Source organism: Tsukamurella sp. TY48, assembly GCF_019656655.1.
Lineage (GTDB): Bacteria > Actinomycetota > Actinomycetes > Mycobacteriales > Mycobacteriaceae > Tsukamurella > Tsukamurella strandjordii.
The window spans coordinates 235,471-259,239 of sequence record NZ_BPMV01000001.1; the positions used below are offsets into that span (position 1 = coordinate 235,471).

General features: G+C 69.7%; 23 protein-coding genes. 7 read left to right on the top strand and 16 right to left on the bottom strand.

Features of this window, described 5'->3' with window-relative positions:
• Positions 1 to 2: 2 nt before the first annotated feature.
• The gene (locus TTY48_RS01145; protein ID WP_220655765.1) at positions 3 to 464 is read right to left on the bottom strand and encodes a nitroreductase/quinone reductase family protein; all 462 of its coding nucleotides are present in this window, start codon (positions 462 to 464) and stop codon (positions 3 to 5) included.
• 109 nt (positions 465 to 573) lie between these two features.
• On the opposite strand from TTY48_RS01145, the gene TTY48_RS01150 reads away from it, so the two are divergent.
• Entirely contained in the window at positions 574 to 1,242 is a 669-nt protein-coding gene (locus tag TTY48_RS01150; protein WP_220655766.1) for a TetR/AcrR family transcriptional regulator, read from the top strand.
• Positions 1,243 to 1,249: 7 nt separating this feature from the next.
• On the opposite strand, the gene aroB is transcribed toward TTY48_RS01150, so the two are convergent.
• From aroB to aroC, 3 genes are read right to left on the bottom strand one after another with little or no spacing between them, the layout of a single operon-like run.
• Positions 1,250 to 2,365, bottom strand: coding sequence for a 3-dehydroquinate synthase (gene aroB, locus TTY48_RS01155; RefSeq protein ID WP_220655767.1), 1,116 nt, complete (start codon positions 2,363 to 2,365; stop codon positions 1,250 to 1,252).
• Between the two features lie 6 nt (positions 2,366 to 2,371).
• On the bottom strand, positions 2,372 to 2,983 hold the full coding sequence (locus TTY48_RS01160; protein ID WP_220655768.1) for a shikimate kinase: 612 nt from the start codon (positions 2,981 to 2,983) through the stop codon (positions 2,372 to 2,374).
• Positions 2,983 to 4,197: a chorismate synthase gene (aroC, locus tag TTY48_RS01165; RefSeq protein ID WP_220655769.1), complete on the bottom strand. Its 1,215-nt coding sequence runs from the start codon at positions 4,195 to 4,197 to the stop codon at positions 2,983 to 2,985. Before aroC ends, TTY48_RS01160 begins: the two co-directional genes overlap by 1 nt.
• Positions 4,198 to 4,268: 71 nt before the next feature.
• On the opposite strand from aroC, the gene TTY48_RS01170 reads away from it, so the two are divergent.
• Complete coding sequence (locus TTY48_RS01170) at positions 4,269 to 4,520, top strand: hypothetical protein (protein ID WP_220655770.1); 252 nt, start codon at positions 4,269 to 4,271, stop codon at positions 4,518 to 4,520.
• A 78-nt stretch (positions 4,521 to 4,598) separates the two neighbouring features.
• On the opposite strand, the gene dnaE is transcribed toward TTY48_RS01170, so the two are convergent.
• From dnaE to lspA, 10 genes are all read right to left on the bottom strand, one after another.
• Positions 4,599 to 8,150, bottom strand: a complete 3,552-nt coding sequence (gene dnaE, locus TTY48_RS01175; RefSeq protein WP_220655771.1) for a DNA polymerase III subunit alpha — start codon at positions 8,148 to 8,150, stop codon at positions 4,599 to 4,601.
• 160 nt (positions 8,151 to 8,310) lie between these two features.
• The gene (locus TTY48_RS01180; protein WP_220655772.1) at positions 8,311 to 9,579 is read right to left on the bottom strand and encodes a serine/threonine-protein kinase; all 1,269 of its coding nucleotides are present in this window, start codon (positions 9,577 to 9,579) and stop codon (positions 8,311 to 8,313) included.
• 86 nt (positions 9,580 to 9,665) lie between these two features.
• Positions 9,666 to 11,486 (bottom strand): ABC transporter ATP-binding protein, encoded by a 1,821-nt coding sequence (locus tag TTY48_RS01185; protein WP_220655773.1) that lies wholly within the window; start codon positions 11,484 to 11,486, stop codon positions 9,666 to 9,668.
• Positions 11,483 to 13,216: an ABC transporter ATP-binding protein gene (locus tag TTY48_RS01190; RefSeq protein ID WP_220655774.1), complete on the bottom strand. Its 1,734-nt coding sequence runs from the start codon at positions 13,214 to 13,216 to the stop codon at positions 11,483 to 11,485. Before TTY48_RS01190 ends, TTY48_RS01185 begins: the two co-directional genes overlap by 4 nt.
• Entirely contained in the window at positions 13,213 to 13,845 is a 633-nt protein-coding gene (locus TTY48_RS01195; RefSeq protein WP_220655775.1) for a TetR/AcrR family transcriptional regulator, read from the bottom strand. The genes TTY48_RS01190 and TTY48_RS01195 overlap by 4 nt, the downstream gene beginning before the upstream one ends.
• Before the next feature lie 117 nt (positions 13,846 to 13,962).
• The gene (locus TTY48_RS01200; RefSeq protein WP_220655776.1) at positions 13,963 to 15,312 is read right to left on the bottom strand and encodes a DUF1731 domain-containing protein; all 1,350 of its coding nucleotides are present in this window, start codon (positions 15,310 to 15,312) and stop codon (positions 13,963 to 13,965) included.
• A gap of 112 nt (positions 15,313 to 15,424) precedes the next feature.
• Complete coding sequence (locus TTY48_RS01205; RefSeq protein WP_220655777.1) at positions 15,425 to 15,943, bottom strand: hypothetical protein; 519 nt, start codon at positions 15,941 to 15,943, stop codon at positions 15,425 to 15,427.
• Between the two features lie 95 nt (positions 15,944 to 16,038).
• A complete protein-coding gene (locus TTY48_RS01210) occupies positions 16,039 to 16,701 on the bottom strand; it encodes a hypothetical protein (protein ID WP_220655778.1) in 663 nt (220 codons plus the stop codon).
• A complete protein-coding gene (locus tag TTY48_RS01215; protein WP_220655779.1) occupies positions 16,698 to 17,624 on the bottom strand; it encodes an RluA family pseudouridine synthase in 927 nt (308 codons plus the stop codon). The genes TTY48_RS01210 and TTY48_RS01215 overlap by 4 nt, the downstream gene beginning before the upstream one ends.
• The gene (gene lspA / locus TTY48_RS01220) at positions 17,617 to 18,171 is read right to left on the bottom strand and encodes a signal peptidase II (RefSeq protein WP_220655780.1); all 555 of its coding nucleotides are present in this window, start codon (positions 18,169 to 18,171) and stop codon (positions 17,617 to 17,619) included. Before lspA ends, TTY48_RS01215 begins: the two co-directional genes overlap by 8 nt.
• Here lspA and TTY48_RS01225 point away from each other — a divergent pair.
• Complete coding sequence (locus TTY48_RS01225) at positions 18,170 to 19,168, top strand: hypothetical protein (RefSeq protein ID WP_220655781.1); 999 nt, start codon at positions 18,170 to 18,172, stop codon at positions 19,166 to 19,168. The genes lspA and TTY48_RS01225 overlap by 2 nt on opposite strands.
• 4 nt (positions 19,169 to 19,172) lie before the next feature.
• On the opposite strand, the gene TTY48_RS01230 is transcribed toward TTY48_RS01225, so the two are convergent.
• Positions 19,173 to 19,673, bottom strand: coding sequence for a hypothetical protein (locus TTY48_RS01230; protein WP_220655782.1), 501 nt, complete (start codon positions 19,671 to 19,673; stop codon positions 19,173 to 19,175).
• Positions 19,674 to 19,813: 140 nt separating this feature from the next.
• On the opposite strand from TTY48_RS01230, the gene TTY48_RS01235 reads away from it, so the two are divergent.
• Positions 19,814 to 20,761 (top strand): asparaginase domain-containing protein, encoded by a 948-nt coding sequence (locus TTY48_RS01235; RefSeq protein WP_220655783.1) that lies wholly within the window; start codon positions 19,814 to 19,816, stop codon positions 20,759 to 20,761.
• 3 nt (positions 20,762 to 20,764) lie between these two features.
• Here TTY48_RS01235 and TTY48_RS01240 read toward each other — a convergent pair whose 3' ends face one another.
• The gene (locus TTY48_RS01240) at positions 20,765 to 21,565 is read right to left on the bottom strand and encodes a DUF6891 domain-containing protein (protein WP_220655784.1); all 801 of its coding nucleotides are present in this window, start codon (positions 21,563 to 21,565) and stop codon (positions 20,765 to 20,767) included.
• Between the two features lie 101 nt (positions 21,566 to 21,666).
• Between TTY48_RS01240 and TTY48_RS01245 the strand changes: the two genes are divergently transcribed.
• The 3 genes from TTY48_RS01245 (at position 21,667) to TTY48_RS01250 (ending at position 23,760) form a co-directional block, all read left to right on the top strand.
• Positions 21,667 to 22,056, top strand: coding sequence for an SRPBCC family protein (locus TTY48_RS01245; protein ID WP_220655785.1), 390 nt, complete (start codon positions 21,667 to 21,669; stop codon positions 22,054 to 22,056).
• 88 nt (positions 22,057 to 22,144) lie between these two features.
• Positions 22,145 to 22,585 (top strand): DUF222 domain-containing protein, encoded by a 441-nt coding sequence (locus tag TTY48_RS21215; protein ID WP_255585452.1) that lies wholly within the window; start codon positions 22,145 to 22,147, stop codon positions 22,583 to 22,585.
• Positions 22,582 to 23,760, top strand: a complete 1,179-nt coding sequence (locus TTY48_RS01250; protein WP_255585453.1) for an HNH endonuclease signature motif containing protein — start codon at positions 22,582 to 22,584, stop codon at positions 23,758 to 23,760. Before TTY48_RS21215 ends, TTY48_RS01250 begins: the two co-directional genes overlap by 4 nt.
• Positions 23,761 to 23,769 lie beyond the last annotated feature (9 nt).

Sequence of the window (23,769 nt, forward strand, 5' to 3'; positions counted from 1 at the left end):
GATCACGACCGCGAGAGCACGAACATCGGGTAGCGCCCGGTGGCCGCGGTGAGCTCGGCATCGGTGCTGTCGGCGGAGAGCCCGGGGAAGAACGCGCCGATCTCCCACGCCCACTTGCGCAGGTAGGCGCGCAGTACCGTGATGGCGAGCGCCTCGTCGGTGATCTCGGTGGCGGCGAACGCCTCCGCGCGGCTCCCGAGCCGCAGCTCCCCTGTGCCGGCAACGCGCAGGTTCTTCACCCACTGCGTCTCGCCGCGCGGGGCCAGCAGGTACTCACCCGCGTCCACGCGCAGGACGTTGACGGGGACGGTGCGCCACTCCCCCGACGTCCGGCCGCGAACGGCGAGCTCGCGGGCGCCGTAGACGGAGATCCCGCGGCGCGCGAGCCAGGCGACGGTGTCGTTGAAGGCGGTGGCGATCCGGCCGGGGCGGACGCGGCCGACGGTGGCGGGCTGAGCGGACATGGAATCCTCCAAAGTGTGAGCACTGCTCTCGATTCATTCCCATGCTCCGCTCAGGCTCTACGATTGTCAAGAGCAGTGCTCTCGTTTCGGTTCAGTGCATACTGGGGAGGTGAACGCCTCCCTGACGGCACGCGAACGCGCCCGCGCCGAACTCACCGCCGAGATCACCGCGAGCGCCCGCACCCAGCTGAGCGAGGTGGGGGCGGCGGGGCTGTCGCTGCGGGCCGTCGCGCGCGATCTGGGGCTGGCCTCCTCGGCCGTGTACCGGTATTTCCCCAGCCGGGACGCGCTCCTCACCGCGCTGATCACGGATGCCTACAACGCACTCGGAGACGCTGTGCAACAGGCGGACTCGCGGGGTGGAAGCCCACGCGAGCGCTGGCGGGCATGCGGACACGCGGTGCGCGACTGGGCCCGAGAGCATCCGCACGAGTACGCGCTGATCTTCGGCTCACCCGTGCCCGGCTACGCGGCACCCCGCGACACCGTGGACGCGGCGGTGCGCACCTCGGGCACACTCGCGCGGATCGCCGCGGAGGGGACGGCCGAGGCACCCGAGCCGCCGGCCCGACTGCGGGCGCAGCTCGACGATGTGGCCGAGGCCGTCGCCCCCGAATCCGACCGGGCCCAGCTCGCCCTCGGGATACTCGCCTGGACCCAGCTCTTCGGGATCGTCAGCTTCGAGCTGTTCGGCCAGTTCGCGAACACCCTCGAACCCGCCGACGAGCTCTTCCAGTACTCCCTCGACCGCGCCGCGGACCAGCTGGGCCTGCGCTGATCGGCAGCTAGAGCAGGATGGCGCCGCCGGGTGCGGAGTCCTCCTTGGCGACGGCGGAATAAGCCGCCACCAGCAGCGACGGATCCGGTGCCTCCAGCCGGCCGGGCCGGGCCAGGCCGTCGAGCACCACGAATCGCAGCATGCCCGCGCGGCTCTTCTTGTCCTTGCCCATGTACTCGAGCAGCTGACCGAAGGCGTCGGCGTCGTAACCGGTGGGCAGACCCACGGATTCGAGCACCGTCCGGTGCCGGTCGGCGGTCGCATCGTCGAGCCGGCCCGCGAGACGGCCGAGCTCGGCCGCGTAGATCAGGCCCACGGAGACGGCGGCGCCGTGGCGCCAGCGGTACCGCTCGCGCCGCTCCACCGCGTGCCCGAGAGTGTGGCCGTAGTTGAGGATCTCGCGCAGCGAGGACTCCTTGAGATCGGCGGAGACCACCTTCGCCTTGACCTCGATGGAGCGGCGCACCAGCTCGGGCAACACCTCGCCGGTGGGATCGAGCGCGGCCTGCGGGTCCTTCTCGATCAGGTCCAGGATCACCGGATCGGCGATGAATCCGGTCTTGATGACCTCGGCCATGCCCGCGACGATCTCGTTGCGCGGCACAGTCTCCAGCGTCGCGAGATCGACGATCACGGTGCGCGGTTCGTGGAACGAGCCCACCAGGTTCTTGCCCGCATCGGTGTTGATGCCGGTCTTGCCGCCCACCGCCGCATCGACCATCGCCAGCAGCGTGGTGGGGATGTGCACCACGGGCACGCCCCGCATCCAGGTGGCGGCCACGAAGCCGGTGAGATCGGTGGCCGCGCCGCCGCCGAGGCTGTAGATCACGTCCTGGCGGCTGAGGCCGATGCGGCCCAGCACCTCCCAACAGAAACCGGCGACCTGCAGGTCCTTCCCGGCCTCGGCGTCCGGGATCTCCACGCGATGCGCGTCGATCCCCTTGTCGGCCAGCGCCTTGCGCAGCGCCTCGGCGGTCTCGGCCAGCGTGGGCTGGTAGAAGATCGCCGCCTTGGCGGCTTCGCCCGCGGCCGCCACGGTCTCGTCCAGCAGGCCGCGGCCGATGATCACGTCGTACGGGCTACCGGCATCCACGCGGACCTTGACGGGGGAATCTTGCGACATCTTCTGCTACTCCGATCGATTCTTGGTGGACGTGCGCAGCACGGCGGGCAGCAGCGGCCACGGGCTGCGGCGCACCCGCGCGGGCGCGGTGTCTTTGAGGCGGCGCTGCACCTGCCGGACCACCGAACCGGGCGCGCGCCCGACGGTGGACACGCGGATGGTGGCCAGTTCGCGGTAGATGGGCGTGCGGCGCGCCATGAGCGCGCGGTAGGCGGCGGCCGGATCGTCGCCCTTGAGGAGCGGGCGGGCCGTCCCGACGGTGCGCCGGATGCCCTCCTCCTCGGTGAGTTCGAGGTAGACCACCTGGTGGGAGCGGAGCAGCTCACGCGTGCCCTCGGCCAGCACGGCCCCACCGCCGAGGGAGACCACACCGTTGTGTGCGGCCACCACATCGGCCACGACGCGCTCCTCGATGGCCCGGAAGGCGGGTTCTCCGTCGCCCGCGAAGATCTGCGGGATCGTGCGGCCCTCCCGGCGCTCGATCTCCTCGTCGATGTCGAGGAACTCCACGCGCAGCACCTTGGCCAGGCGCCGCCCGATGGTGGTCTTACCCGCCCCGGGCGGGCCGATCAGGATCGCGGCCGGCCCCTGCGGCGCTCGCTGGGGCGCGGTGCCCATCAGATCGCCTCGGGCGTCACCCGCTGCAACCGCGCCGCCACCTGCTCGGAGTACCGCTCGATGTTGCTGCGGGTCTCGCCCAGGCTGTCGCCGCCGAACTTCTCCAGGGCTGCCTGGGCCACGACCAGGGCGACCATCGCCTCGGCGACGACGCCCGCGGCCGGCACCGCGCAGACATCGCTGCGCTGGTGGATCGCGACGGCCTCGGCACCGGTCTGCATGTCGATGGTGCGCAGGGCGCGGGGAACGGTGGAGATCGGCTTCATCGCGACGCGGACGCGCAGTTCCTCGCCGTTGGTCATGCCACCCTCGATGCCGCCGGCACGGTTGGTCGAGCGGAGCACGCCGCCCCGATCGGGCAGCATCTCGTCGTGCGCGGCGCTACCGCGGCGCCGGGCGGTCTCGAAACCGTCGCCCACCTCGACGCCCTTGATCGCCTGGATACCCATGAGTGCGCCGGCGAGCCGCGCATCGAGCCGGGTATCGCCTGAGGTCACGGATCCGATGCCCACGGGCAGTCCGGTGACGACCACCTCGACGACCCCGCCCAGCGTGTCGCCGTCCTTCTTCGCGGCTTCGATCTCCGCGATCATCGACTGCTCCGCGGCCTCGTCGAAGGCCCGCACGGGCGAGGCGTCGATCCGGTCCAGATCGGCGGCCGACGGGGTGGGGCCCACGTAGGGCTCGGACGCCCCGATGGAGATGACGTGGCTGATCACCTCGGCGCCGAGGGCCTGGCGCAGGAAGTTCCGGGCCACGGTGCCCGCGGCCACCCGCGCCGCGGTCTCGCGGGCGCTCGCGCGCTCCAGCACGGGGCGGGCGTCCTCGAAGCCGTACTTGAGCATTCCCGAGTAGTCCGCGTGCCCGGGACGTGGCCTGGTCAGCGGCGCATTGCGAGCGACACCGTCGAGCTCGGCCGGATCGACCGGGTCGGCCGACATGACCTGCTCCCACTTCGGCCACTCGGTGTTCCCGATCTCGATGGCGATCGGACCCGCCAGGGTGAGCCCGTGACGGACGCCGCCGAGGATCGTGACCTTGTCGGCCTCGAACTTCATGCGCGCACCCCGGCCGTAGCCGAGACGGCGGCGCGCCAACTGCGCGCCGATGTCCGACGACGTGACCTCGACGCCCGCGACCATGCCCTCCACGAGGGCCACGAGGGCGGGGCCGTGCGATTCTCCTGCGGTGATCCAGCGCAACACGGGATTCATCTTCCCAGATGGACCCGCCCGAGCGTGAGTTCGGGTAGCCGAAACCTCAGTCACCGGCTACCATCAACATCATGACCGTGATCGCCGCATCCTCGACTTCCGCCCGCCGCTCCCCCGCGGACCGGCGCACCGTCGACGTCTTCGGTGTGCGCTGGCCCCTCTACAAGGCCGAGGCCGTGCTCGTGGCGATGGTCGTGCTGGCACTCGGCGTGGTGCTCATCGCGGCCACCGGCGGCGCGAACTTCGCCCCCGCGGTGCTGGTCGCCGCCGGCGCCGGCGTGGCGGTCTGGTGGGCCGCCCGCGCGGTGCACGCGCGCGCCTGACCGCACTGACGAGAAACGCCGCTGAGGAGCTCCTCAGCGGCGTTCGTCGTTTCGGGTCCGGTCAGCCCCCGAACCACCTCAGCTGAGGCAGTTCGGGCCGAGCAGGGCCTTCAGGTCTCCCATCAGCGATGACGACTGGTTCACGCGGAGCGTGTCGTCCAGCCGCAGGGTGGTGGCCTTGTCTCCACTGACCAGCTTGACGTGCACATCCGAGACGCCGGGGTGGCGCTGCAGCACCTGCTTGAGCGCGGAGACCTTGTCCTGCGTGCAGATCCGGGTGGGCATCGTGAGCGAGAGGGGCTTGGCCACACCGATCTGCGAGAGATCGATCGGCGCGATGTCGTTCGCGATCAGCGTCACCTTGTCGTCGCGGAAGTTCACCCGCGCCTTGATCAACACCACCGCGTCTTCCACCACCTCGGCGCCGTACGCGGCGTAGGCCTGCGGGAAGAAGAAGACCTCGATACCACCGGAGAGGTCCTCGATCTGCGCGGAGGCGAACGGGGCACCGTTCTTGTTCACGCGCCGGTTCACCGACTGCAGGATGCCGCCCACGGTGACCTGGGTGCCGTCCTTCACATCGCCCTCGACGATGGCCGGGATCGGCGTATCGGTCTGGGCGGCGATCACGTGCTCCACGCCGTCGAGCGGATGCGCGGAGACGTACAGGCCCAACATCTCGCGTTCGAGCGCGAGCTTGTGCTTGCCGTCCCACTCCTCCTCGGGCACCTTGATGGTGAAGACGTCGTCGATCGGCTCGGTGCCGCCGTCCTCGTCGCCCATGGAACCGAAGAGGTCGAACTGGCCCACGGCCTCGGCCTTCTTGGTGGACAGGACGGACTCGATCGCGTCGCTGTGCACCAGGAACAGTCCCTTGCGCGGGTGGTCCAGCGAATCGAAACCGCCTGCCTTGATGAGGGATTCGGTGACCTTCTTGGAACAGGCCGCCACCTCGATCTTCGCGAGGTAGTCGGAGAAGGAGGTGAAGTTCCCCTTCTCCTTGCGCGTGTTGACTATGGAGTTGACCACGCCCTCGCCCACGTTGCGCACCGAACCCATGCCGAACCGGATGTCCTCGCCGACCGACGTGAAGGCGTGGAAGGACTCGTTGACGTCCGGCGGGAGCACGGTGATGCCGAGACGGCGGCAGTCGCCGAGGTAGATGGCGGCCTTGTCTTTATCGTCTCCGACGGAGGTGAGCAGCGCGGCCATGTACTCGGCCGGGTAGTTCGCCTTGAGGTACGCGGTCCAGTAGGAGACCAGGCCGTAGGCGGCGGCGTGCGACTTGTTGAACGCGTAGCCGGCGAACGGGAGCACCGTCTCCCACAGCGCGGTGACCGCGGGCTGGGAGAAACCGTTGTCGAGCATGCCCTGCTGGAAACCGCCGTAGGCCTCGTCGAGGACTTCCTTCTTCTTCTTACCCATCGCGCGGCGCAGGATGTCGGCCTGGCCGAGGCTGTACCCGGCGACCTTCTGCGCGATGTGCATGATCTGCTCCTGGTACACGATCAGACCGAACGTGTCCGCCAGGATCTCCTTGAGCGGCTCTTCGAGCTCCGGGTGGATCGGCTTGACCTGCTGCCGCCCGTTCTTGCGATCCGCGTAGTCGTTGTGCGCGTTCATGCCCATCGGACCGGGGCGGTACAGGGCGCCCACCGCCACGATGTCCTCGAACTTTGTGGGCTGCATGCGGCGCAGCAGGTCTCGCATCGGGCCACCGTCCAGCTGGAAGACGCCGAGGGTGTTGCCCTTCTGCAGCAGCTGGTAGGTGGTCTCGTCGTCCAGCGGGAGCTGGTCCATGTCCAGCTCGATGCCGCGGTTGTGCTTGATGTTCGCCAGCGCGTCACCGATCACGGTGAGGTTGCGCAGGCCCAGGAAGTCCATCTTCAGCAGGCCGATGGCCTCGCACGACGGGTAGTCCCAGCCGGTGATGATGGCGCCGTCCTGCGCGCGCTTCCACACCGGAATGGCATCGGTGAGCGGATCACAGGACATGATCACCGCGCAGGCGTGGACGCCAGCGTTGCGGATCAGGCCCTCGAGCCCGAGCGCCATGTCGTAGATCTTCTTGACATCGGGATCGGTCTCGATGAGCTGGCGGACCTCGACGGCCTCCTTGTACCGCTCGTGCGCCGGGTCCGTGATGCCCTTGACCGAGATGTCCTTGGCCATGATGGGCGGCGGCAGCGCCTTGGTGATGCGGTCGGCGATGGAGTAGCCGGGCTGGCCGTAGATGACGCGGGCCGAGTCCTTGATGGCGGCCTTCGTCTTGATGGTGCCGAACGTGATGACCTGAGCCACCTTGTCCGAGCCCCACTTCTCCGAGGCGTACGTGATCATCTCGCCGCGGCGACGATCGTCGAAGTCGATATCGATATCGGGCATCGAGACGCGCTCGGGGTTGAGGAACCGCTCGAACAGCAGGCCGTGCGGGATGGGGTCGATGTTCGTGATGCCCAGCGCCCAGGCGACCAGGGAGCCGGCCGCCGAACCACGGCCCGGGCCCACCCGGATGCCCACCTCGTGGGCGTGGGCGATGAGATCGCCGACCACGAGGAAGTACGCGGGGAAGCCCATCTCGTTGATCACCGAGAGCTCGTACTTGGCGCGCTCGACGTAGTCCGCCGGCGGGCCGTCGGGGAAGCGCCGGTTCAGGCCGTCGATGACCTCGGACTCGAGGAAGGACTCCTGGGTGTGGTTCTCGGGCACGGGGAACCGCGGCATGCGGTCCTTGTGCTCCCAGACCTCCTTGTAGGACTGGACCCGCTCGCCGATCTCGACCGTGGAATCGCAGGCACCGGGCACCTGCGAGTCCCACAGGTCTCGCATCTCCTGCGCGGACTTGAGGTAGTAGCCGTCGCCGTCGAACTGGAACCGGGTGGGGTCGGACAGGGTCTTGCCGGTCTGGATGCACAGCAGCGCGCCGTGCGATTCGGCCTTGTCCTTGGTGACGTAATGGCAGTCGTTGGTGGCCAGCGGCTTGATACCCAGCTGGCGGCCGATCTCCAGCAGGCCCTCGCGGACGCGGCGCTCGATGTCGATGCCGTGGTCCATCAGTTCGAGGTAGAAGTTCTCCTTGCCGAAGATCTCCTGCCACTTCGCGGCGGCCTCGAGGGCCTCCCGCTCGTGCCCGAGCCGCAGCCGCGTCTGCACCTCGCCCGACGGGCAGCCCGTGGTGGCGATGATGCCCTCGGCGTGCTCGGCGATGATCTCGGCGTCCATACGCGACCACTTGCCGAGCTGGCCCTCGATCGACGCGAGCGAGCTGAGTTTGAACAGGTTGCGCAGGCCGGTGGCGTTCTCGGCCACCATCGTCATGTGGGTGTACGCGCCCGAACCCGAGACGTCGTCACCCTTCTGCGAGGGATCGCCCCAGCGCACGCGCTTGGTGTTGAAGCGCGATTCCGGCGCGATGTACGCCTCGATCCCGATGATGGGCTTGATGTCGTACTTGACCGCGGTGTTGTAGAAGTCGGACGCGCCGAACATGTTGCCGTGGTCGGACATGCCGACCGCGGTCATTCCCAACCGCTTCGCCTCGGCGAACAGCGGATCGACCTTGGCCGCACCGTCCAGCATCGAGTACTCGGTGTGGTTGTGCAGATGCACGAATGAATCTTGCGCGGGCACGCTCGGTCACCTCGACCCATCTTCGGTTGGAAATCTCATCGCTGCGATTCGAGTGTAGGCGCTCGCACCGACAGGTTCGGCGCGACGGGCCCGGCCGTGCCGGCCCGTCCGGCACCTCGGTTCACACCCGCCCCAGGGGCCACGCCGATGGCCCGCGGGCTCAGCCGAAGGCGATGATCAGCACCAGGATCATCAACGCGAGCACGGCCACGCCGACCAGTGCGAGGACGCCCGGGGACACCGAGCCGTTCGGCCCGGGCGGACGCTGCGCCGCGGGGGCGGGCCTGCGGCGCCGGGGGCGCGCTGCGGCGCGGGTGCGGACGGGCGCGGCATCGCCCCCCGACGGGACGCCCGGCCGGTGCATCGGCTGGGGCGCGGCCTGCGGTGGTGCGGGCCGCGCGGCGGGCACGCCCGCGCGGTTGGCCTGGCCGCGGATGCCGGGCGCCACCGACCTGGGAACCGGGGACGACGGACGGCTCGCGACGGGCGGCTGCGGACCCGAGGGGTGGCCGGGACCGGGCACATAGCCCGGCCGGGGCGCCGGACGGGCGGGCGGCATCCGCCGGTTCTGCGGGGCCGCCATCGCGGACCGCAAGGCCGTGGTGAATTCTTTGCAGGTGGCGAACCGCTCCGCCGGGGTCTTCGCCAGGCCGCGCGCCACCACCGCGTCGACCGCGGGCGGCACCCCGTCGCGGATCTGCGAGATCCGCGGCGGCGGCGCGTTGAAGTGCGCGTCGATCACGGCGTCCGTGCTGGCACCCGAGTACGGCACCTTGCCGGTGACGAGGTGGAAGAAGGTGGCCGCGAGCGAGTACTGATCGGACCGGGCGTCGAGGTCCTCGCCGCACAGCTGCTCCGGTGAGGCGTACGCGAGGGTGGCGAGCACCGTGCCGACGGCGGTGAGCTGCGAGGCCTCGTCACCGCCCTTGGCGACGCCGAAATCGGTGAGCAGCACGCGCTGCCCGTCGCCGTCGTCCCCGTCGTCGGTGGAGACCAGGATGTTGGCGGGTTTGATGTCGCGGTGCAACAACCCGGCCTTGTGCGCGTGGTCGAGGCCGCGCGCCACCTGCCCGACGATGTGCACGGCGGTGGCCGGTTCGAGTCCGGCCGGCGTGCGCTTGAGCAGGACCGAGCAATCGTCGCCCTGCACGTACTGCATGGCGATCCACAGCATCGCGCCCTGGCTACCGCGGTTGTAGATGGTGACGATGCTCGGATGATCGAGCCGCGCTGCGAGTTCCGCCTCCCGCAGGAAGCGCTTGCGGAAGCCCTCGTCGCCCACGTAGCCGGAGCTGAGCACCTTGAGAGCGTCGTGCCTCGGCAGCTCGGGGTGCTTGGCGAGGTACACGGATCCCATGCCGCCGGAACCCAGCGGTCGCTCGATCCGATAACCGCCGACCACCGTTCCGGGTGCGAGTTGATCCTTCATCGTCGCCGCTTCTGCCCCACATCGTCCGTTTCTCTGCGGCCAAGCCTAGCGTGCACCCTTGCCGCTTCCTTGGCAACGACCTGCGGTCAGATCTCGACCCCCTCGAACTGCGCCCGGTACAGCCGCGCGTAGGCACCACCCGCGGCCAGCAGCTCGTCGTGCGAGCCCTGCTCCGCGATCCGCCCGTGGTCCATGACCACGATCACATCCGCGTCGCGGATGGTCGAGAGACGGTGTGCGATCACGAAGCTGGTGCGATCGGCCCGCAGCGCGTGCATGGCCTGCTGCAGCAGCACCTCGGTGCGCGTGTCCACGGAGCTGGTGGCCTCGTCGAGGATGAGGATCGCGGGCTCCGCCAGGAAGGCACGAGCGATCGTGATCAGCTGCCGCTCACCGGCGGAGACGCTCCCCGACTCGTCGTCGAGCACGGTGTCGTAGCCGTCGGGCAGCGAGCGCACGAACCGGTCGACGAAGGTGGCGCGCGCGGCGGCGTGCACCTCCTCGTCGGTGGCGTCGAGGCGGCCGTAACGGATGTTGTCGGCGATGGTGCCCTCGAACAGCCAGGTGTCCTGCAGCACCATGCCGATCCGCTGCCGCAGGTCGGCGCGACTCACCTCCGCGATATCGGTGCCGTCGATGGTGATCCGGCCGCCGCTGAGCTCGTAGAACCTGAGGATGAGGTTGACCAGGGTGGTCTTGCCTGCGCCGGTGTGGCCCACGATGGCGACGGTGCGGCCCGGCTCGGCCACCAGGTCGAGGTGCTCGATGAGCGGCTCGTCGGGTGTGTACCCGAAGGCGACGTCCTCGAAGGCGACCCGGCCGCGGGTCGGCGTGGGCAGGGTGCCCGGCAGATCCGCCACCTCGTCCTCGGCGTCGAGCACCTTGAAGACGCGCTCGGCCGAGGCGACGCCCGACTGGAGCAGGTTGACCATCGACGCCATCTGGGTGAGCGGCTGGGTGAACTGCCGCGAGTACTGGATGAAGGCGATCACATCGCCGAGTGACATCGAGCCCGAGGCCACACGCAGGCCGCCGACCACACAGATGGCGACGTACTGCAGGTTGCCGACGAACATCGAGATCGGCATCACGAGCCCGGACAGGAACTGCGCCTTGTAACTCGCCGTCATCAGCGCGTCGTTCTCGACGTCGAAGCGCTGCTTGACCGCATCGCGGCGGCCGAACACCGTCACCAGATCGTGACCCGAGAAGGCCTCCTCCACCTGGCCGTTGAGCGCGCCGGTGTGCTGCCACTGCCCCACGAAGTGCTTCTGGCTGCGCTTCATGATCTGGCCGGTGAGGATCACCACGAGCGGGATCACCAGGATCGCGACCAGCGTGAGCACCGGGGACACGACGAGCATCATCACGAGCACGCCGATCACGGTGAGGGCGGAGATGATGAGCTGCCCCAGCGCCTGTGTGAGCGACTGGCCGAGGTTGTCGATGTCGTTGGTGACGCGGGAGAGCAGCTCGCCGCGGGGCTGCTTGTCGAAGTAGCTCAGCGGCAGCCGGTTCAGCTTCTCCTCGACCTCGCGACGCAGTTCGTACATCACCTTCTGCACCGCGCCGTTGAGCAGGTAGCCCTCGATGTACTGCAGCAGCGAGCTGCCGACGTACAGCGCGACCACCCAGATCAGGATGCTGCCCACTCGATCGAAATCGATACCGGGTCCGCCCTGGCGGGACGCGAGGAAACCGTCGTAGATCGCGTCGACGGCCGAGCCGATCACCTTCGGCGCCAGGACGGCCGCCACCACGGAACCCACGGCGAGCAGCACGGCGGCGACCACGGCGGACCGCTGGGATTCGAGCATGCTCAGGAGACGTTTGAGGGAGGGCCAGAAGGTCATCGGCTTCTGGCCGGGGGCGCCTGCGGTGGCCGCGCGGCTTCCGGGGCCGGTCATGCTGCACTCGATTCGGTGGCTTGGCTGCCGGCTATCTCCTGATAGGTCGGGCAGGTTTCGAGGAGTTCGTCGTGGGTGCCGAGGCCGACCACCGCACCGTCGTCGAGGACGACGATCTTGTCGGCGCCGGCGATGGTCGAGATGCGTTGCGCCACGACGAAGACGGTGGACTCACGGGTGTGCGGCGCGAGCGCCGCTCGGAGCTTCGCATCGGTCGCGAGGTCGAGCGCGGAGAAGCTGTCGTCGAACAGGTACACCGCGGGCTTGGCGACCAGCGCGCGGGCGATGGCGAGCCGTTGCCGTTGTCCGCCGGAGACGTTGGTGCCGCCCTGCGCGATGGGCGCGTCGAGGCCGCCCATCTCGGCGACGAAGTCCGATGCCTGCGCGATCGCCAGCGCCTCGTGCAGCTGTTCGTCGGTGGCGTCGGGGTCGCCGTACCGCAGATTGGTGGCGACGGTGCCCGTGAACAGGTACGGACGCTGCGGCACCAGACCGATGTGGCCCCAGAGGGCGTCGGGCCGGATGTCGGTGATGTTCACCCCGTCGTAGCGGACGGCACCGCCGGTCACGTCGAAGAGCCGGGCCAGCAGGTTGATCAGCGTGGTCTTTCCCGCTCCGGTGGAGCCGATGATCGCGATCGTCTCCCCCGGCGCCGCGGTGAGGTCGATCTCGCGGAGCACCGGTTCCTGCGCGCCCGGGTAGGTCAGCGAGACCCGATCGAGCTCGATGTTGCCGGTGATCCGTTGCAGCGGAGCGGGGTCCGCGGGCGGCGCGACGGTGGGGACCGTGTCGAGGACCTCGGTGATGCGGTCGGCGGCGACGGAGGCGCGCGGCACCATCATCACCATGAACGTGGCCATCATGACCGACATGAGGATCTGCATCATGTACTGCATGTAGGCGGTGACCTCGCCGATCTGGGCGCTCCCGTCCGAGATGAGGTGCGAGCCGAACCACCACACGGCCACAGTGGACAGGTTGAGCACCAGCATCACCCAGGGGAACATCACGGCCATGAGCCGCATCACCCGGATGCTGGACTCGGTGAGTTCGCCGTTGGCCTTCTCGAACCGCTCCCGCTCGACGGGCTCGCGGACGAAGGCGCGGATCACGCGCACACCGGCGAGCTGTTCGCGCAGCACGCGATTCACCGCGTCGAGCCGGGTCTGCACCTGGCGGAAGCCGGGGATCATCTGCGCGATCACCACGCCGAGCACCGCCACCAGGAGCGGCACCGCGACCACCATGAGCCAGGACAGTTGCGCGTTCTCCCGCACCGCCATGATGACGCCGCCGACGGCCATGAACGGAGCCTGAATCATCATCGACAGGGTCATCAGGACCAGCAGCTGCACCTGTTGGACGTCGTTGGTGGTCCGGGTGATCAGCGACGCCGCACCGAATTTCGACACCTCGCGGCCGGAGAAGCCGCCGACGGTGTCGAACAGTGCCCCGCGGGTGTCCCGGCCGAAGGCCATCGAGGTGCGGGCGCCGAAATACGTGGCTCCGGCGGCCGCGATCACCTGGAGCAGGGTGACCGCCAGCATGATGCCGCCCATCCGCCAGATGTAGCCGGTGTCTCCCGGAGTGACGCCGAGGTCCACGATCTTGGCATTGATCGAGGGCAGTGCGAGGTTGGCGATGACGCTGACGAGCTGGAAGGCGGCCACGGCCCACAACCACGGTTTGTACGGCCGTAGGTGGCCGGCGATGAGTCGGATGAGGGTCACGGGGCGGTCCTGTCGACTGAGAGGGCTGGGCGGGCTGAGATTCCGTCGAGGAGAACGTCGACGATGCGCTGCGGGGTGAGGACGGCACCCTCACTGATGTGCGGATGGCTGCCGGAGAAGGTGAGCAACCGGAGCAGGTGGATGGCCTCTTCCGGATCGACCGCCAGCTGATCGGCGTCGTCGCCGATCACCCCACGCAGGCGCCGCAGGAGGGCGGGACCGCCCTCGCGGGCCTTGCGCCGCGCGTCGTCGGTCCGGGTGTGCGGCGGCGAGACGAGTCCCAGCGCGTCCATGAGCCCGAAGATGCGCTGGAACCGTTGCTGGATGAGCTCGGTGAACCGGTACAGCCGTGCGCGCAGCGGAAGGGTGGGGTCGATGGCGTCGATCGCGTCGAGCAGGTCGTCGGGGGCGAAGCTCTCGGCCATCACGGCGTCGAGCAGTGCGTCCTTGGACTCGAAGACACGGAAGATCGTGCCCTCCGCCACCCCGGCGTGCTGCGCGATCTGCTTGGTGGTGGGCACGGTGCCGTATTCGAGCAGGGCGTCGCGAGTGGCGGCGATCAGCGCCGCACGCCGCTCGTCGGGCGGCAGATGCGGCGCGCGGGGACGGGTGTCTTCGGCGGCGGGCACGATGCCGAGGGTATCTAAATGAGTGAGCACTCACAACTGGATTACGCCGAGCGCGAACCGGCGCCCCGAATGTCCGGTTCGCGCTGCGGCCCTGCGGAATCGCTCGCGCCGGCCGATTCAGCCGAGCAGGTCCGCCAGCGCCTCGTCGATGGACGGATGGCGGAATTCGAATCCGGCGGCGGGCAGCACCGTCGAGGTGGCGTGCCGTCCCGTGAGCCCGAGCGCGGGATCGCTGCGCATCGCCAGGGCACCCAGGGCCAGCACGGGCGCCGGCGTCGCGGGTGCGGGCGGCCGGTGCAGGGTGCGGCGCAGCGCGCGCATGAGGTCGGCGTTGCGCACCGGGTGCGGCGCAGCTGCCACCACCACCCCGTCGGGCAGGTCCACTCCGGCCTCGATGCCGAGCCCCGCGCGTACGAGCGCGAGCCAGTCGTCGATGTGGATCCAGCTGAACCACTGCCTACCGTCACCGAGGCTGCCGCCGAGGAGGGCCCGGGTGACCCCGACCATCTTCGCCATCGCCGGCGATTCGGTGTCGAGCACGATGGACGTGCGGATCACGCTGAGCCGCTGGGTGTTCGCGCCCGCGACGGCCTCCTCCCAGGGCCGGGCGACGCCCGTCATCTGGGGCAGCCCCGGGTCGGGCAGCGGCGTCTCCTCGGTGCACCGCGACTCCCCCGCGTCGCTCCAGATCGCGGTGGTGCTCGCCTGCACCCACCGGGCGACCGGCCGGTCGGCAGCGGCCTCGACCAGTGCTCGGGTGGCGTCCACGCGGCTGGCCGTGAGCGCGGCGATGTTCTGCGCGGTGGGCCGGCAGTCGACCAGTTTTCCGGCGAGGTTGATCACCGCCGTGTCCGGGCGTTCGAGCACTGCCGACCACGATCCGACGGTGCGCCCGTCCCAGGCGACCTGGGGATACGGGATGTCGGCGCGGAGGGCGCGGGTGAGGATGGTGACGTCGTGGCCGCGGCAGGTGAGATCCGCGGCGATGCGCTGTCCGAGGGTGCCGGTGCCGCCCGCGATCACCACGTTGAGTGGGCGTGCCGCCCGCGGCGGTCCAGCGAGACCGGCCAAGCGGGCGAGACTCGCGTCGGCGCCGGTGGCGAACCGTCGTCCGACGAGCCGGTCGTAGAGCGGTGCGGACGGGCCGTTGACGGTGACGGTCTGCGTGACCTCGGTGCCGCCGGGGGCGGGCGCGAGGTCCCAGCGGACCGTGGTGGACGCGCCGGGCTGGTCCTGGGTGATGGCCAGTGCGCGGTGCGGGTCGAGCACGGTGATGCGGGCGGGCGGCGCGAGCCTGCGGTGCACCCAGTCGCCCGGCATCGCGGGCACCCAGTCGACTTCGGCGCCGACCGCGACATTCTCCGGTGCGACGATCGATGCGACGAAGGGTTGCCAGTGCGGCAACCGCCCGAGGTCGGCGATCGTCCCCCAGATCGCCTCGGGCGCAAGTGCGATGAATCTCCTCATTCGATGTTGAGTCCCCATGCCATCGACGCTAGTTCGCGATCGCGGGGAATCACTGCGCTTCAGCGGAGATCATTCTCACATCGTGAGATTGCACGCGTCAGAGCACGCACGGTCAGAGGTCAGTTACACGGAGAACGACCCTGCGCACTCCGCTATCCCCCACCTGGATCGCCATGTCGACCAGAGGCTTCTTAGGCCACGCGAAAACGGTGACGACGTCGCGACATCGCTCCAGCTTTCCTGATTCGACAGCCCCAGCGAGACCGTAGTCGCTCTCCAGGCCCCCTTGATATCCAGACGTACTCGCACGCGGCCCTCGATCGAATACCCGCTCTGAACCCGGAACCTCACTGAAGGTCACCGGTCCGGCGAGATCGCGGCAATCGGCACGAAACTCACGCACGCGACGTTCACCGAGTTGCGCGACGAACTCATCGACCTCTGCGGACGAGGCCTTGAAGACGGCGTTCAAGTACGGGTCCATGGATGCGCTACCGGCGCGCGCCTCAATCACGGCTACCCCCTGAGGCATCGAGGCTCCGGTTTGATCCTTCACATACTTCCGCACCGCATCCTCATCCAGCGAAGTCTCAGTCGACAGCAGATCGCACCCGGTGGCCGACAGGGCCATGAGCACCAACGTAGCGGCGCATACCCACTTCCGAGTCAGCTGATCGAGAACCATTGATCCAATATAATTGATACTTTGCTTCTTCAGCGTGCGCCTCAGGCCGGTGGCACGGGAGCGTCGTCCGCGCCCGGTTCGGCGCGCTCGGTGAACGACGGGAGCAGGGGCGCCACGGCGAAGACGCCGCCGCCGTCGGGCAGCACCTGCACCGCACGGACACCCGGTCCGGACGCGGCGGTGCGCAGGGCATCGCCGGTGCCGTGCACCACCACGCCGACCACGGCGGGCACACCGGCACGTAGGCGTGACACCGACACGCGCGCGATCGCCTCGCCGCGATCACCCGGGAGAACGAGCGAGGGAACGGCGTAGGACGCGAGTTCGTTCACGGCGGCCAGCCCCGCCGCGCTCTGGCCGGGCGGCACCGTCGTCATCGGGGTCTGGACGCCGGGGATCGGCACGCGCACCAGCACCCGGCCGATCCGGTCCAGACCGGGGGCCTCGCCGAACCGCTGCCACACCTCGCCCGGCGACCACTCGGCTGTGGGCGAGATCAGCGCCCAGCGCCGCTCACCGGCGGGGGCCGCGGCGAGGCTCCGCGCGGCGACTCCGAGGTACTTCTCGATCGGCTGGCCCGCGTCGGGCCCCAGCCGGTCGTCGCTGAACCGCGGGGCGGGCTGCGGCGTCACCGAACCCAGCCAGTAGGCGAGCCCGAGCGCCACGGCGAGCACCGCGGCGACGGGCGCCCAGGTGCGGATCACGCGTCGCGCAGGACGTCCAGGGCGTGCTGCAGATCGTCCGGGTAGGGCGAGGTGAACTCCACGTACTCCCCCTTGGTGGGGTGCGTGAAGCCGAGGGTGCGGGCGTGCAGCCACTGCCGCTCCAGGCCGAGCCGCTTGGCCAGTACCGGATCGCAGCCGTAGGTCTGATCGCCGCAACAAGGGTGATGCAGCGCCGCGAAGTGCACGCGGATCTGGTGCGTGCGACCGGTTTCCAGGTGCACGTCCAACAGCGTGGCGGCCTGGAAGGCCTCGATCGTGTCGTAGTGCGTGATCGACGGTTTACCGTCCTTGGTGACCGCGAACTTCCAGTCCGAGCTGCGGTGCCGGCCGATCGGCGCGTCGATGGTGCCGGACATCGGATCGGGGTGCCCCTGCACTAGCGCGTGGTACCGCTTGTCGACGGTGCGCTGCTTGAACGCCCGCTTGAGCACGGTGTAGGCGTGTTCGGAGACGGCGACGGCCATGACGCCGGAGGTCCCGACGTCGAGGCGGTGCACGATGCCCTGGCGCTCGGGCGCACCCGAGGTGGAGATACGGAAGCCTGCGGCGGCCAGGCCGCCGATCACTGTCGGGCCGGTCCAGCCGACGGAGGCGTGCGCGGCGACCCCCACGGGCTTGTCCACCACCACGATGTCGTCGTCGGAGTAGATGATGTTCATCCCGGGCACGGGTTCGGCGACGATCTCCAGCGGCCGCGCGGGCTCGGGCAGGGTCACATCGAGCAGGGCACCGGCGCGCAGCTTGTCGGACTTGCCGACCGCCGCACCGTCGAGGGTCACCGATCCCTCAGCCGCGAGCTCCGAGACCACGGTGCGCGAGAGGCCGAGGAGGCGGGCGACGCCCGCGTCGACGCGGAGGCCGTCGAGGCCGTCGGGCACCGGCATGGTGCGTGATTCACGCATCGGCGGACTCCTCGTTGGTGGTGGCGACCTTCTTCTCGCCGAAGCCCTCGTACGGGTCCTTACCGAACAGGGTGAGCACCACCAGCAGCGCGGCTCCGGTGGTGATCGCGCAGTCGGCGGTGTTGAACACCGGGAACCAGTCGCCCACCGAGAAGAAGTCGATGACGTGGCCCCGGAACACGCCCGGGGCACGGAAGATGCGGTCGGTGAGGTTGCCCAGCGCGCCGCCGAGCACGAGCCCGAGGCCCACTGCCCACGGGAGCGAGGTGAGCTTCGAGCCCATGTGCACGATCCAGGCGACCACGCACACCGCCACGATCGTGAGCACCCAGGTGTAGCCCGTGGCCATCGAGAACGCCGCGCCCGGGTTCTTGATGAAGATCAGGCTGAACGGGCCGAGCACGTGGATCCGCTCGCCGTATTCCATGTTCCGCACGGCGTAGGTCTTGGCGGCGAGGTCGATCAGCCACGCCGTGACCGCCACGACGGCGAGCAGGACGCGCGGGTCGCGGTACCAGCGCGGTCTCTCGGTTGGGCTCGAATCCATGACTTCCATCATCCACTACGGTGGCGGTGTGCATGGCAGGCGGTTACAAGTGGTGGCGGCACTCACAGCGGTCGCGGTGGGTTCCGCGGCGTGCGGATCCTCGGAGGGCGGCGCGCCGGCATCGTCGTCCCCGCCCGCAGCGGCGTCGCACGCGGCACCGGCCGCCGCGGCGGGATGTGCGGCGAATCCGCCCGCGCTTCCCGCGAACGCGACCACCATCGACGTACCGCAGGCCACGGTCACCGTCGACGCGCCGGGCTCCGGCGACCGGCGCACCGTGGCGGTCAACCCCACCCGCACCTCCGCATCGACCCTGTTCACCAACTCCTTGCAGGTGTCGATGGTGGCGAACGATCCGCCGTCGGGCGGTAACCGCGATGTGACGCTGCCGATCGTGGCCCAGCCGAGCTGCGCCGATCCGCTGGAGTCCACCCTGTACTTCGGCGCTCCCACCTCCACCGACGCCGGGATGACCAAGGCGCTGGCCCCACAGGACGGGCAGATCGCGCGGATGAAGCTCACCCCGGGCGGCGAGGTGCGCTCGTTCACGATCGCGGCGCCCCCGGGGATCGCCACCGAGGCGCAGGCGGCCTTCGAGCAGGCGCTGCTGCAGACCTTCCTGCGCGCGATCCCGCTGCCCGCCGAGCCGGTGGGAGCGGGCGCGACCTGGACGGCGATCCGCAAGATCCGCGCCGACAGCGACCTGACCCAGACCATGAAGGTGAGCCTCGGCGGCACCGTCGAGCGGCCGGCCGTCACCGCCGTGATCGACGAGGAACCCGACGGCTCGGTGTTCCGGGTGCCCGGCAGCAACACCACGCTCACCATCGAGAGCTACACCAGCGCGGGCAACGGATCGGCGACCCTCGACCCCGCGCTCGCCGTCCCCGTGGACGGCGGGGTCCAGCTGGAGGGCGGCCGCACCCTGGTGGGCGACGATCCGGCGCGCAAGCTGACCCAGAAGACGGGTTCGGTGTACCGCTGGACGGCGCGGTAGCCGCTCAGCCGCAGGACGGGGCGCTGCGTCCCAACTGGGCGACGATGTCGCACGCGTAATCGCGCTGCAGCTTCCAACCGCCCTCGAAGACGAAGGTCGCGTACGCGGTCTGGTTGGCGCCGCCGACGAGCCCGGACACCGGCGCCCTCGACACGCCGAACTCCTCGAGCACGGGCTTACCGATGTGCCACGTGAACTGCGGGTTGTTCTGCCGCAGCCGGACCAGCTCGTCGAACAGCGGCGCATCGGCGGGCGTCGCCCCCTGGACGAGATCGACCTTCGCTGCGGAGGGCACGCTCGGGTCCACGGCACGTTCGAGCATGGCTTCGAGCTGCGCGGCGGACGGCGCCCGATCGGGACTCGTGGACGGATTCTCCGCCTGGGCGGCGACGGTGGCCGTGGTCCCCATCGGGCTCGGAGGCGACGCGGAGTTCTGGCTCGCGCAGCCCGCCAGCAGGGCGGCGAGGGCCACGGTCGGTGCCAGCGCACGGCTCAAGCCCGTCATCGTTCCCACCTCCTGCTCGTTCTCCCGCCCGCTCGTTCCGGCGGCCTCCACTATGCCAAGGGGGCGCGGAGCCGTCGACGGGGCCTGCGACACCTGAGCGAAGTTTGACGCAGCAGCCGCGCACCCGCGAAGCTGCTCCCATGGTGGAAGTGGTCGTGATCGCCGCAGGCGGCACCATCGCGAGTCGCGACGACGGCACGGGGACCGCAGTGGCGGCCGATACCGGGGCCGATCTGGTGTCCTCGCTGCCGGGCGCGCCGGCGGGTGTCGAGGTGACGGTGCGCGATGTGGTGACCGTCGATTCGTCGGCGCTCACGCTCGATCAGTTGGACGCGATCCGTGCGGCGGTCGCGCAGGCGCTGGAATCGCCGGACGTGGCGGGTGTGGTGGTGACGCACGGCACCGACACCATGGAGGAGACCTCGCTGCTGGTGGACCTCTCGCACGGCGATCCGCGGCCCGTGGTCTTCACCGGGGCGCAGCACGCCGCCGACTCACCGCAGGCCGACGGTCCGGCGAATCTGGCCGAGGCGATCACCGTGGCCGCCGCCCCGGAGTACCGCGGGCTCGGGGTGCTGCTGTCGTTCGCGGGCCACGTGCAGACGGTCCGCGGTCTGGCCAAGGTCTCGACCGTGGCGCCGCAGCCCTTCGAGGGCGGCCTCCCCGTGGCCGAGCTCGGGGGCACCGCACCGAACCGTCTCCTCACCAAGCCGATGCCGGTCGCCGGGGTGCGGGTGGACATCGTCGCCTCGTACCCGGGCGCCGACGGTGCGCTCGTGGATGCCGCGGTGGCGGCCGGCGCGGACGGCATCGTGTTGGTGGGCACGGGAAGCGGCAACACGACGGTGGCGCTGGCCGATGCGGTGCGGCGCGCGATCGCCGCAGGGGTGGTGGTCGCGGTGTCGACGCGCGTGTGCACCGGCGAAGTCGACGCGGGCTACGGCGGGGGCGGCGGTGCAGCCGATCTCGTGGCCGCCGGGGCCGTCATGTCGCGGCGGTTGCGGCCGGGGCAGGCCCGGATCGTGCTGCTGGCGCTGCTCGCCGCGGGCGTCGGGCCCCGGTGGATCGCGGCGTACCTCGGCCGCTGACCGTCAGAACCGGAAACCGAATCGACGGGGCCGCTTCGGTTCCGGCTCAGGTTCCGGCTTCGGTTCTGGCTCCGACTCCGGCTCGTTCGCGGCGTCGGTCTCGGGTGGCGGAACGCCCTCGAACACCGGACCGTCCTCGGGAAGCGGTCGCCGCCAGTCCATGTCGATGACCTTGATCCGATTGCCGGTATCACCGTCCCAGTCGTAGCGCAGGCCCTGCGCTTCCAGCGCGGAGGTGATCGCGGCGGCGAGGTCGTCGAAGGTCCGCTCGTAGTACGCGGACATCTTCCGGGCGTCGCCCCGGGACCGTTCGAGCTCATCGGGATCGATCGACGGTGACGGACCGAAGGATCCGTAGCCGAGGTAGACGCCGGCCTTGCCGTAGGCGAGTTCGACCGCGTCCTGCTGGGTGAAGTAGACGTAACCCCACTCGTCACCGGTGCGCTCGTCGCCGATCTCCTCATCGGCGCAGGTCCGGCAGCAGGTGAAGTTCTGCCGGACGACGAGGCCGTGCGCCGCGATCGCCTCGCAGGCCGCGTCGAACCGCACCCAATCGCCGGGACCGTCCGACCTGTCGAGATGGGCCTGATACTTCTCCCGTGCGGTCTGCACGATGTCACGCGCGTCCTGCGGCTCCATCCCCGCGGCCTCCATCACCCCGGCGGCGTGCTCGGCGGTGAGATAGCCGGGGTAGACGAGCATCGACGCCGCGCGGAGACGGTCCTCCGGCAGGATCCGCACCAGCGTTCCGAAGCGCAACATCTCGGGCACGACCTGGTTCTGCTGCGCGAAGCGATTCGCCATGCATGCACGATAACGGACACGGTATTGGCACTTTCGGATCGCCACCGCGGTCCGCCCGATCCCGACGTGCGGGGTCGAGCACCGTGGGTAGCGTGGCCGGTATGCCCGAGCAGTCGCGCCACATCAGCATCGTGATCGAGCGTCCCGCGCTGGAGGTGTACGCCTTCGCCCGGGATCCCGAGAACCTGCCGCTGTGGGCGGCGGGCCTCGCGACGGGCGTGCGGCACGACGGAGACGACCTCATCACCGACTCCCCGATGGGCGAGGTGCGCGTGCGGTTCGCGAACGACAACGAGTACGGCGTACTCGACCACGACGTGACGCTCCCCGACGGCACGGTGGTCAACAATCCGCTCCGGGTACTGCGGCACCCCGACGGGGCCGAGGTGCTGTTCACCGTGCGGCGTCTCGGTGCGAGCGATACGGACTTCGACCGCGATTGCGGCACAGTGCGATCGGATCTCGAGCGCCTGCGAGGCCTCCTGCTCTAGATCAGTTCCATCGCGATAGAACGCACATTCGACTGTGCGGCAGATTCTCGAACCGGCCGGTAGATTGGAGTCAGTGAGAGGAGGGGCCATGTCGAACGAGACCTGCACTGCAGCCGAATATCTCGACGCGCTCACCCTCTTCGAACAGGCCGCATTCCGCCTGGCTCAGGCGGATCCGGTGATGCTCGACTCCCGAGCGGTCCTGGGCGCGCTCGGCCGGCTCGAAGCGGCGGCGCGCACGGTGCCGTACAGCCAGCACCTACTCGCTCAGGTCGGAGCGGAGCAGGACCTGCCCGGGCAACTGGGCTACACGGGATTGAAGGAACTGCTCGTCGACCAGCTCCATCTGGCCGGTCCAGAGGCACGGAACAGAATCCACGGGGCACGCGATCGTGTCCCCCAGCACTCGAGATCCGTTCCGCCCGAACCGAGATACGCACTGGTTTCGGATGCGCAGCGCGCCGGAACGATCTCGGAGCGGCATGCGCTCGCGATCGAGCGGGTGTTCGCGTCTGCCGGAAGACCATGACCCCGGAGAACGCCGAGATCCTCGAGGGCATTCTGGTTGCGGCCGCGCAGGACACCACCCCGGAGGACGTCGCCAAGGTGGGCAGGCACGCCATCGACCTCATCGATCCCGACGGTGCCGAGCCCAAGGACGAGGTGATCGCCCGCGCCCGCAGCTTCCATCTGGGGCGGCAGGACGACGATCTGATGTCCGGGATCGAGGGCGCGCTGACCCCGGAGTGCCGGGCACTGCTCGACACGGTCTTCGCGAAGTTCGGCCGCCCCGGAGTGAACAACCCGGCGGATGCGGCGAATCCGGTGGACATCGGAGACGCCGATGCGGTGCGTGCAGCCGCGAGGCGTGATCACCGCAATGTGTCGCAGCGCAATCACGATGCGCTCGTGCATGCCCTGAACATCGCGATCGGATCGGGCGCGCTGGGGCAGCACCGCGGCGTTCCCTGCGTACCGATCATCACGCTCGGGATCGACCAGCTCGAATCCGCGACCGGGATCGCGACCACCGCCACCGGAGGCCGCCTGCCCGTGGCCGATGCGCTGCGCATGATGGGCGCGAATCCGAAGTACGTTCTGGTCTTGGATCTCGCCTCCCGGCCGCTGTTCCTGGGCCGCGAGAAGCGCCTGGCTTCCACCGATCAGCGGATCGCGCTGTACGGATCGGACCAGGGGTGCACCGCACCGGGATGCGACGCACCCGCGACACGCTGCCAGGTGCATCACATCAACGAATGGGCCGACGGCGGCGCCACCGACATCACCACGCTGACCCTCGCGTGCGACGCCCACCACGGGAAAGTCACACCGGATACCGCCGATTTCCCGCGCGGATGGGAGACGATCACCGTGCCCGGCGGTGAGTTCGCGGGACGGACCGGCTGGCGGCGCACCACCGATCCGTCCCAGCAACACCGCGTGAACCACACGCACCGTCCCGAGGAGCTTTTCCGGCAGGCCCTCGCGCACTGGCGCCGCAGCCGCGAGCGGTATCAGAACGTGTGGCGGCGGGAAGATCTCCGCGTGCAGCACCTCCACTTCGTCGGCACGATCCACGACGACATCGCCGCGATGCTCGACGGCCCGCACGGCCCGCCCGTGCTCGAAGCCCTTCTCGCCGAACACGATGCCGACAATGCCTGGCGACTCGGCGAGCCCGCTCAATCCGCGGTCGCGGCCTGAGCGCGGGTG

Coding starts and splice junctions, on each gene's coding strand:
- TTY48_RS01145 (WP_220655765.1), bottom strand. CDS start 464: ATGTCCGCTCAGCCCGCCACCGTCGGCCGCGTCCGCCCCGGCCGGATC.
- aroB (WP_220655767.1), bottom strand. CDS start 2,365: ATGTCGCAAGATTCCCCCGTCAAGGTCCGCGTGGATGCCGGTAGCCCG.
- TTY48_RS01160 (WP_220655768.1), bottom strand. CDS start 2,983: ATGGGCACCGCGCCCCAGCGAGCGCCGCAGGGGCCGGCCGCGATCCTG.
- aroC (WP_220655769.1), bottom strand. CDS start 4,197: ATGAATCCCGTGTTGCGCTGGATCACCGCAGGAGAATCGCACGGCCCC.
- TTY48_RS01170 (WP_220655770.1), top strand. CDS start 4,269: ATGACCGTGATCGCCGCATCCTCGACTTCCGCCCGCCGCTCCCCCGCG.
- TTY48_RS01180 (WP_220655772.1), bottom strand. CDS start 9,579: ATGAAGGATCAACTCGCACCCGGAACGGTGGTCGGCGGTTATCGGATC.
- TTY48_RS01185 (WP_220655773.1), bottom strand. CDS start 11,486: ATGACCGGCCCCGGAAGCCGCGCGGCCACCGCAGGCGCCCCCGGCCAG.
- TTY48_RS01200 (WP_220655776.1), bottom strand. CDS start 15,312: ATGAGGAGATTCATCGCACTTGCGCCCGAGGCGATCTGGGGGACGATC.
- TTY48_RS01205 (WP_220655777.1), bottom strand. CDS start 15,943: ATGGCCCTGTCGGCCACCGGGTGCGATCTGCTGTCGACTGAGACTTCG.
- TTY48_RS01215 (WP_220655779.1), bottom strand. CDS start 17,624: ATGCGTGAATCACGCACCATGCCGGTGCCCGACGGCCTCGACGGCCTC.
- TTY48_RS01225 (WP_220655781.1), top strand. CDS start 18,170: ATGACTTCCATCATCCACTACGGTGGCGGTGTGCATGGCAGGCGGTTA.
- lspA (WP_220655780.1), bottom strand. CDS start 18,171: ATGGATTCGAGCCCAACCGAGAGACCGCGCTGGTACCGCGACCCGCGC.
- TTY48_RS01230 (WP_220655782.1), bottom strand. CDS start 19,673: ATGACGGGCTTGAGCCGTGCGCTGGCACCGACCGTGGCCCTCGCCGCC.
- TTY48_RS01235 (WP_220655783.1), top strand. CDS start 19,814: ATGGTGGAAGTGGTCGTGATCGCCGCAGGCGGCACCATCGCGAGTCGC.
- TTY48_RS01240 (WP_220655784.1), bottom strand. CDS start 21,565: ATGGCGAATCGCTTCGCGCAGCAGAACCAGGTCGTGCCCGAGATGTTG.
- TTY48_RS01245 (WP_220655785.1), top strand. CDS start 21,667: ATGCCCGAGCAGTCGCGCCACATCAGCATCGTGATCGAGCGTCCCGCG.
- TTY48_RS21215 (WP_255585452.1), top strand. CDS start 22,145: ATGTCGAACGAGACCTGCACTGCAGCCGAATATCTCGACGCGCTCACC.
- TTY48_RS01250 (WP_255585453.1), top strand. CDS start 22,582: ATGACCCCGGAGAACGCCGAGATCCTCGAGGGCATTCTGGTTGCGGCC.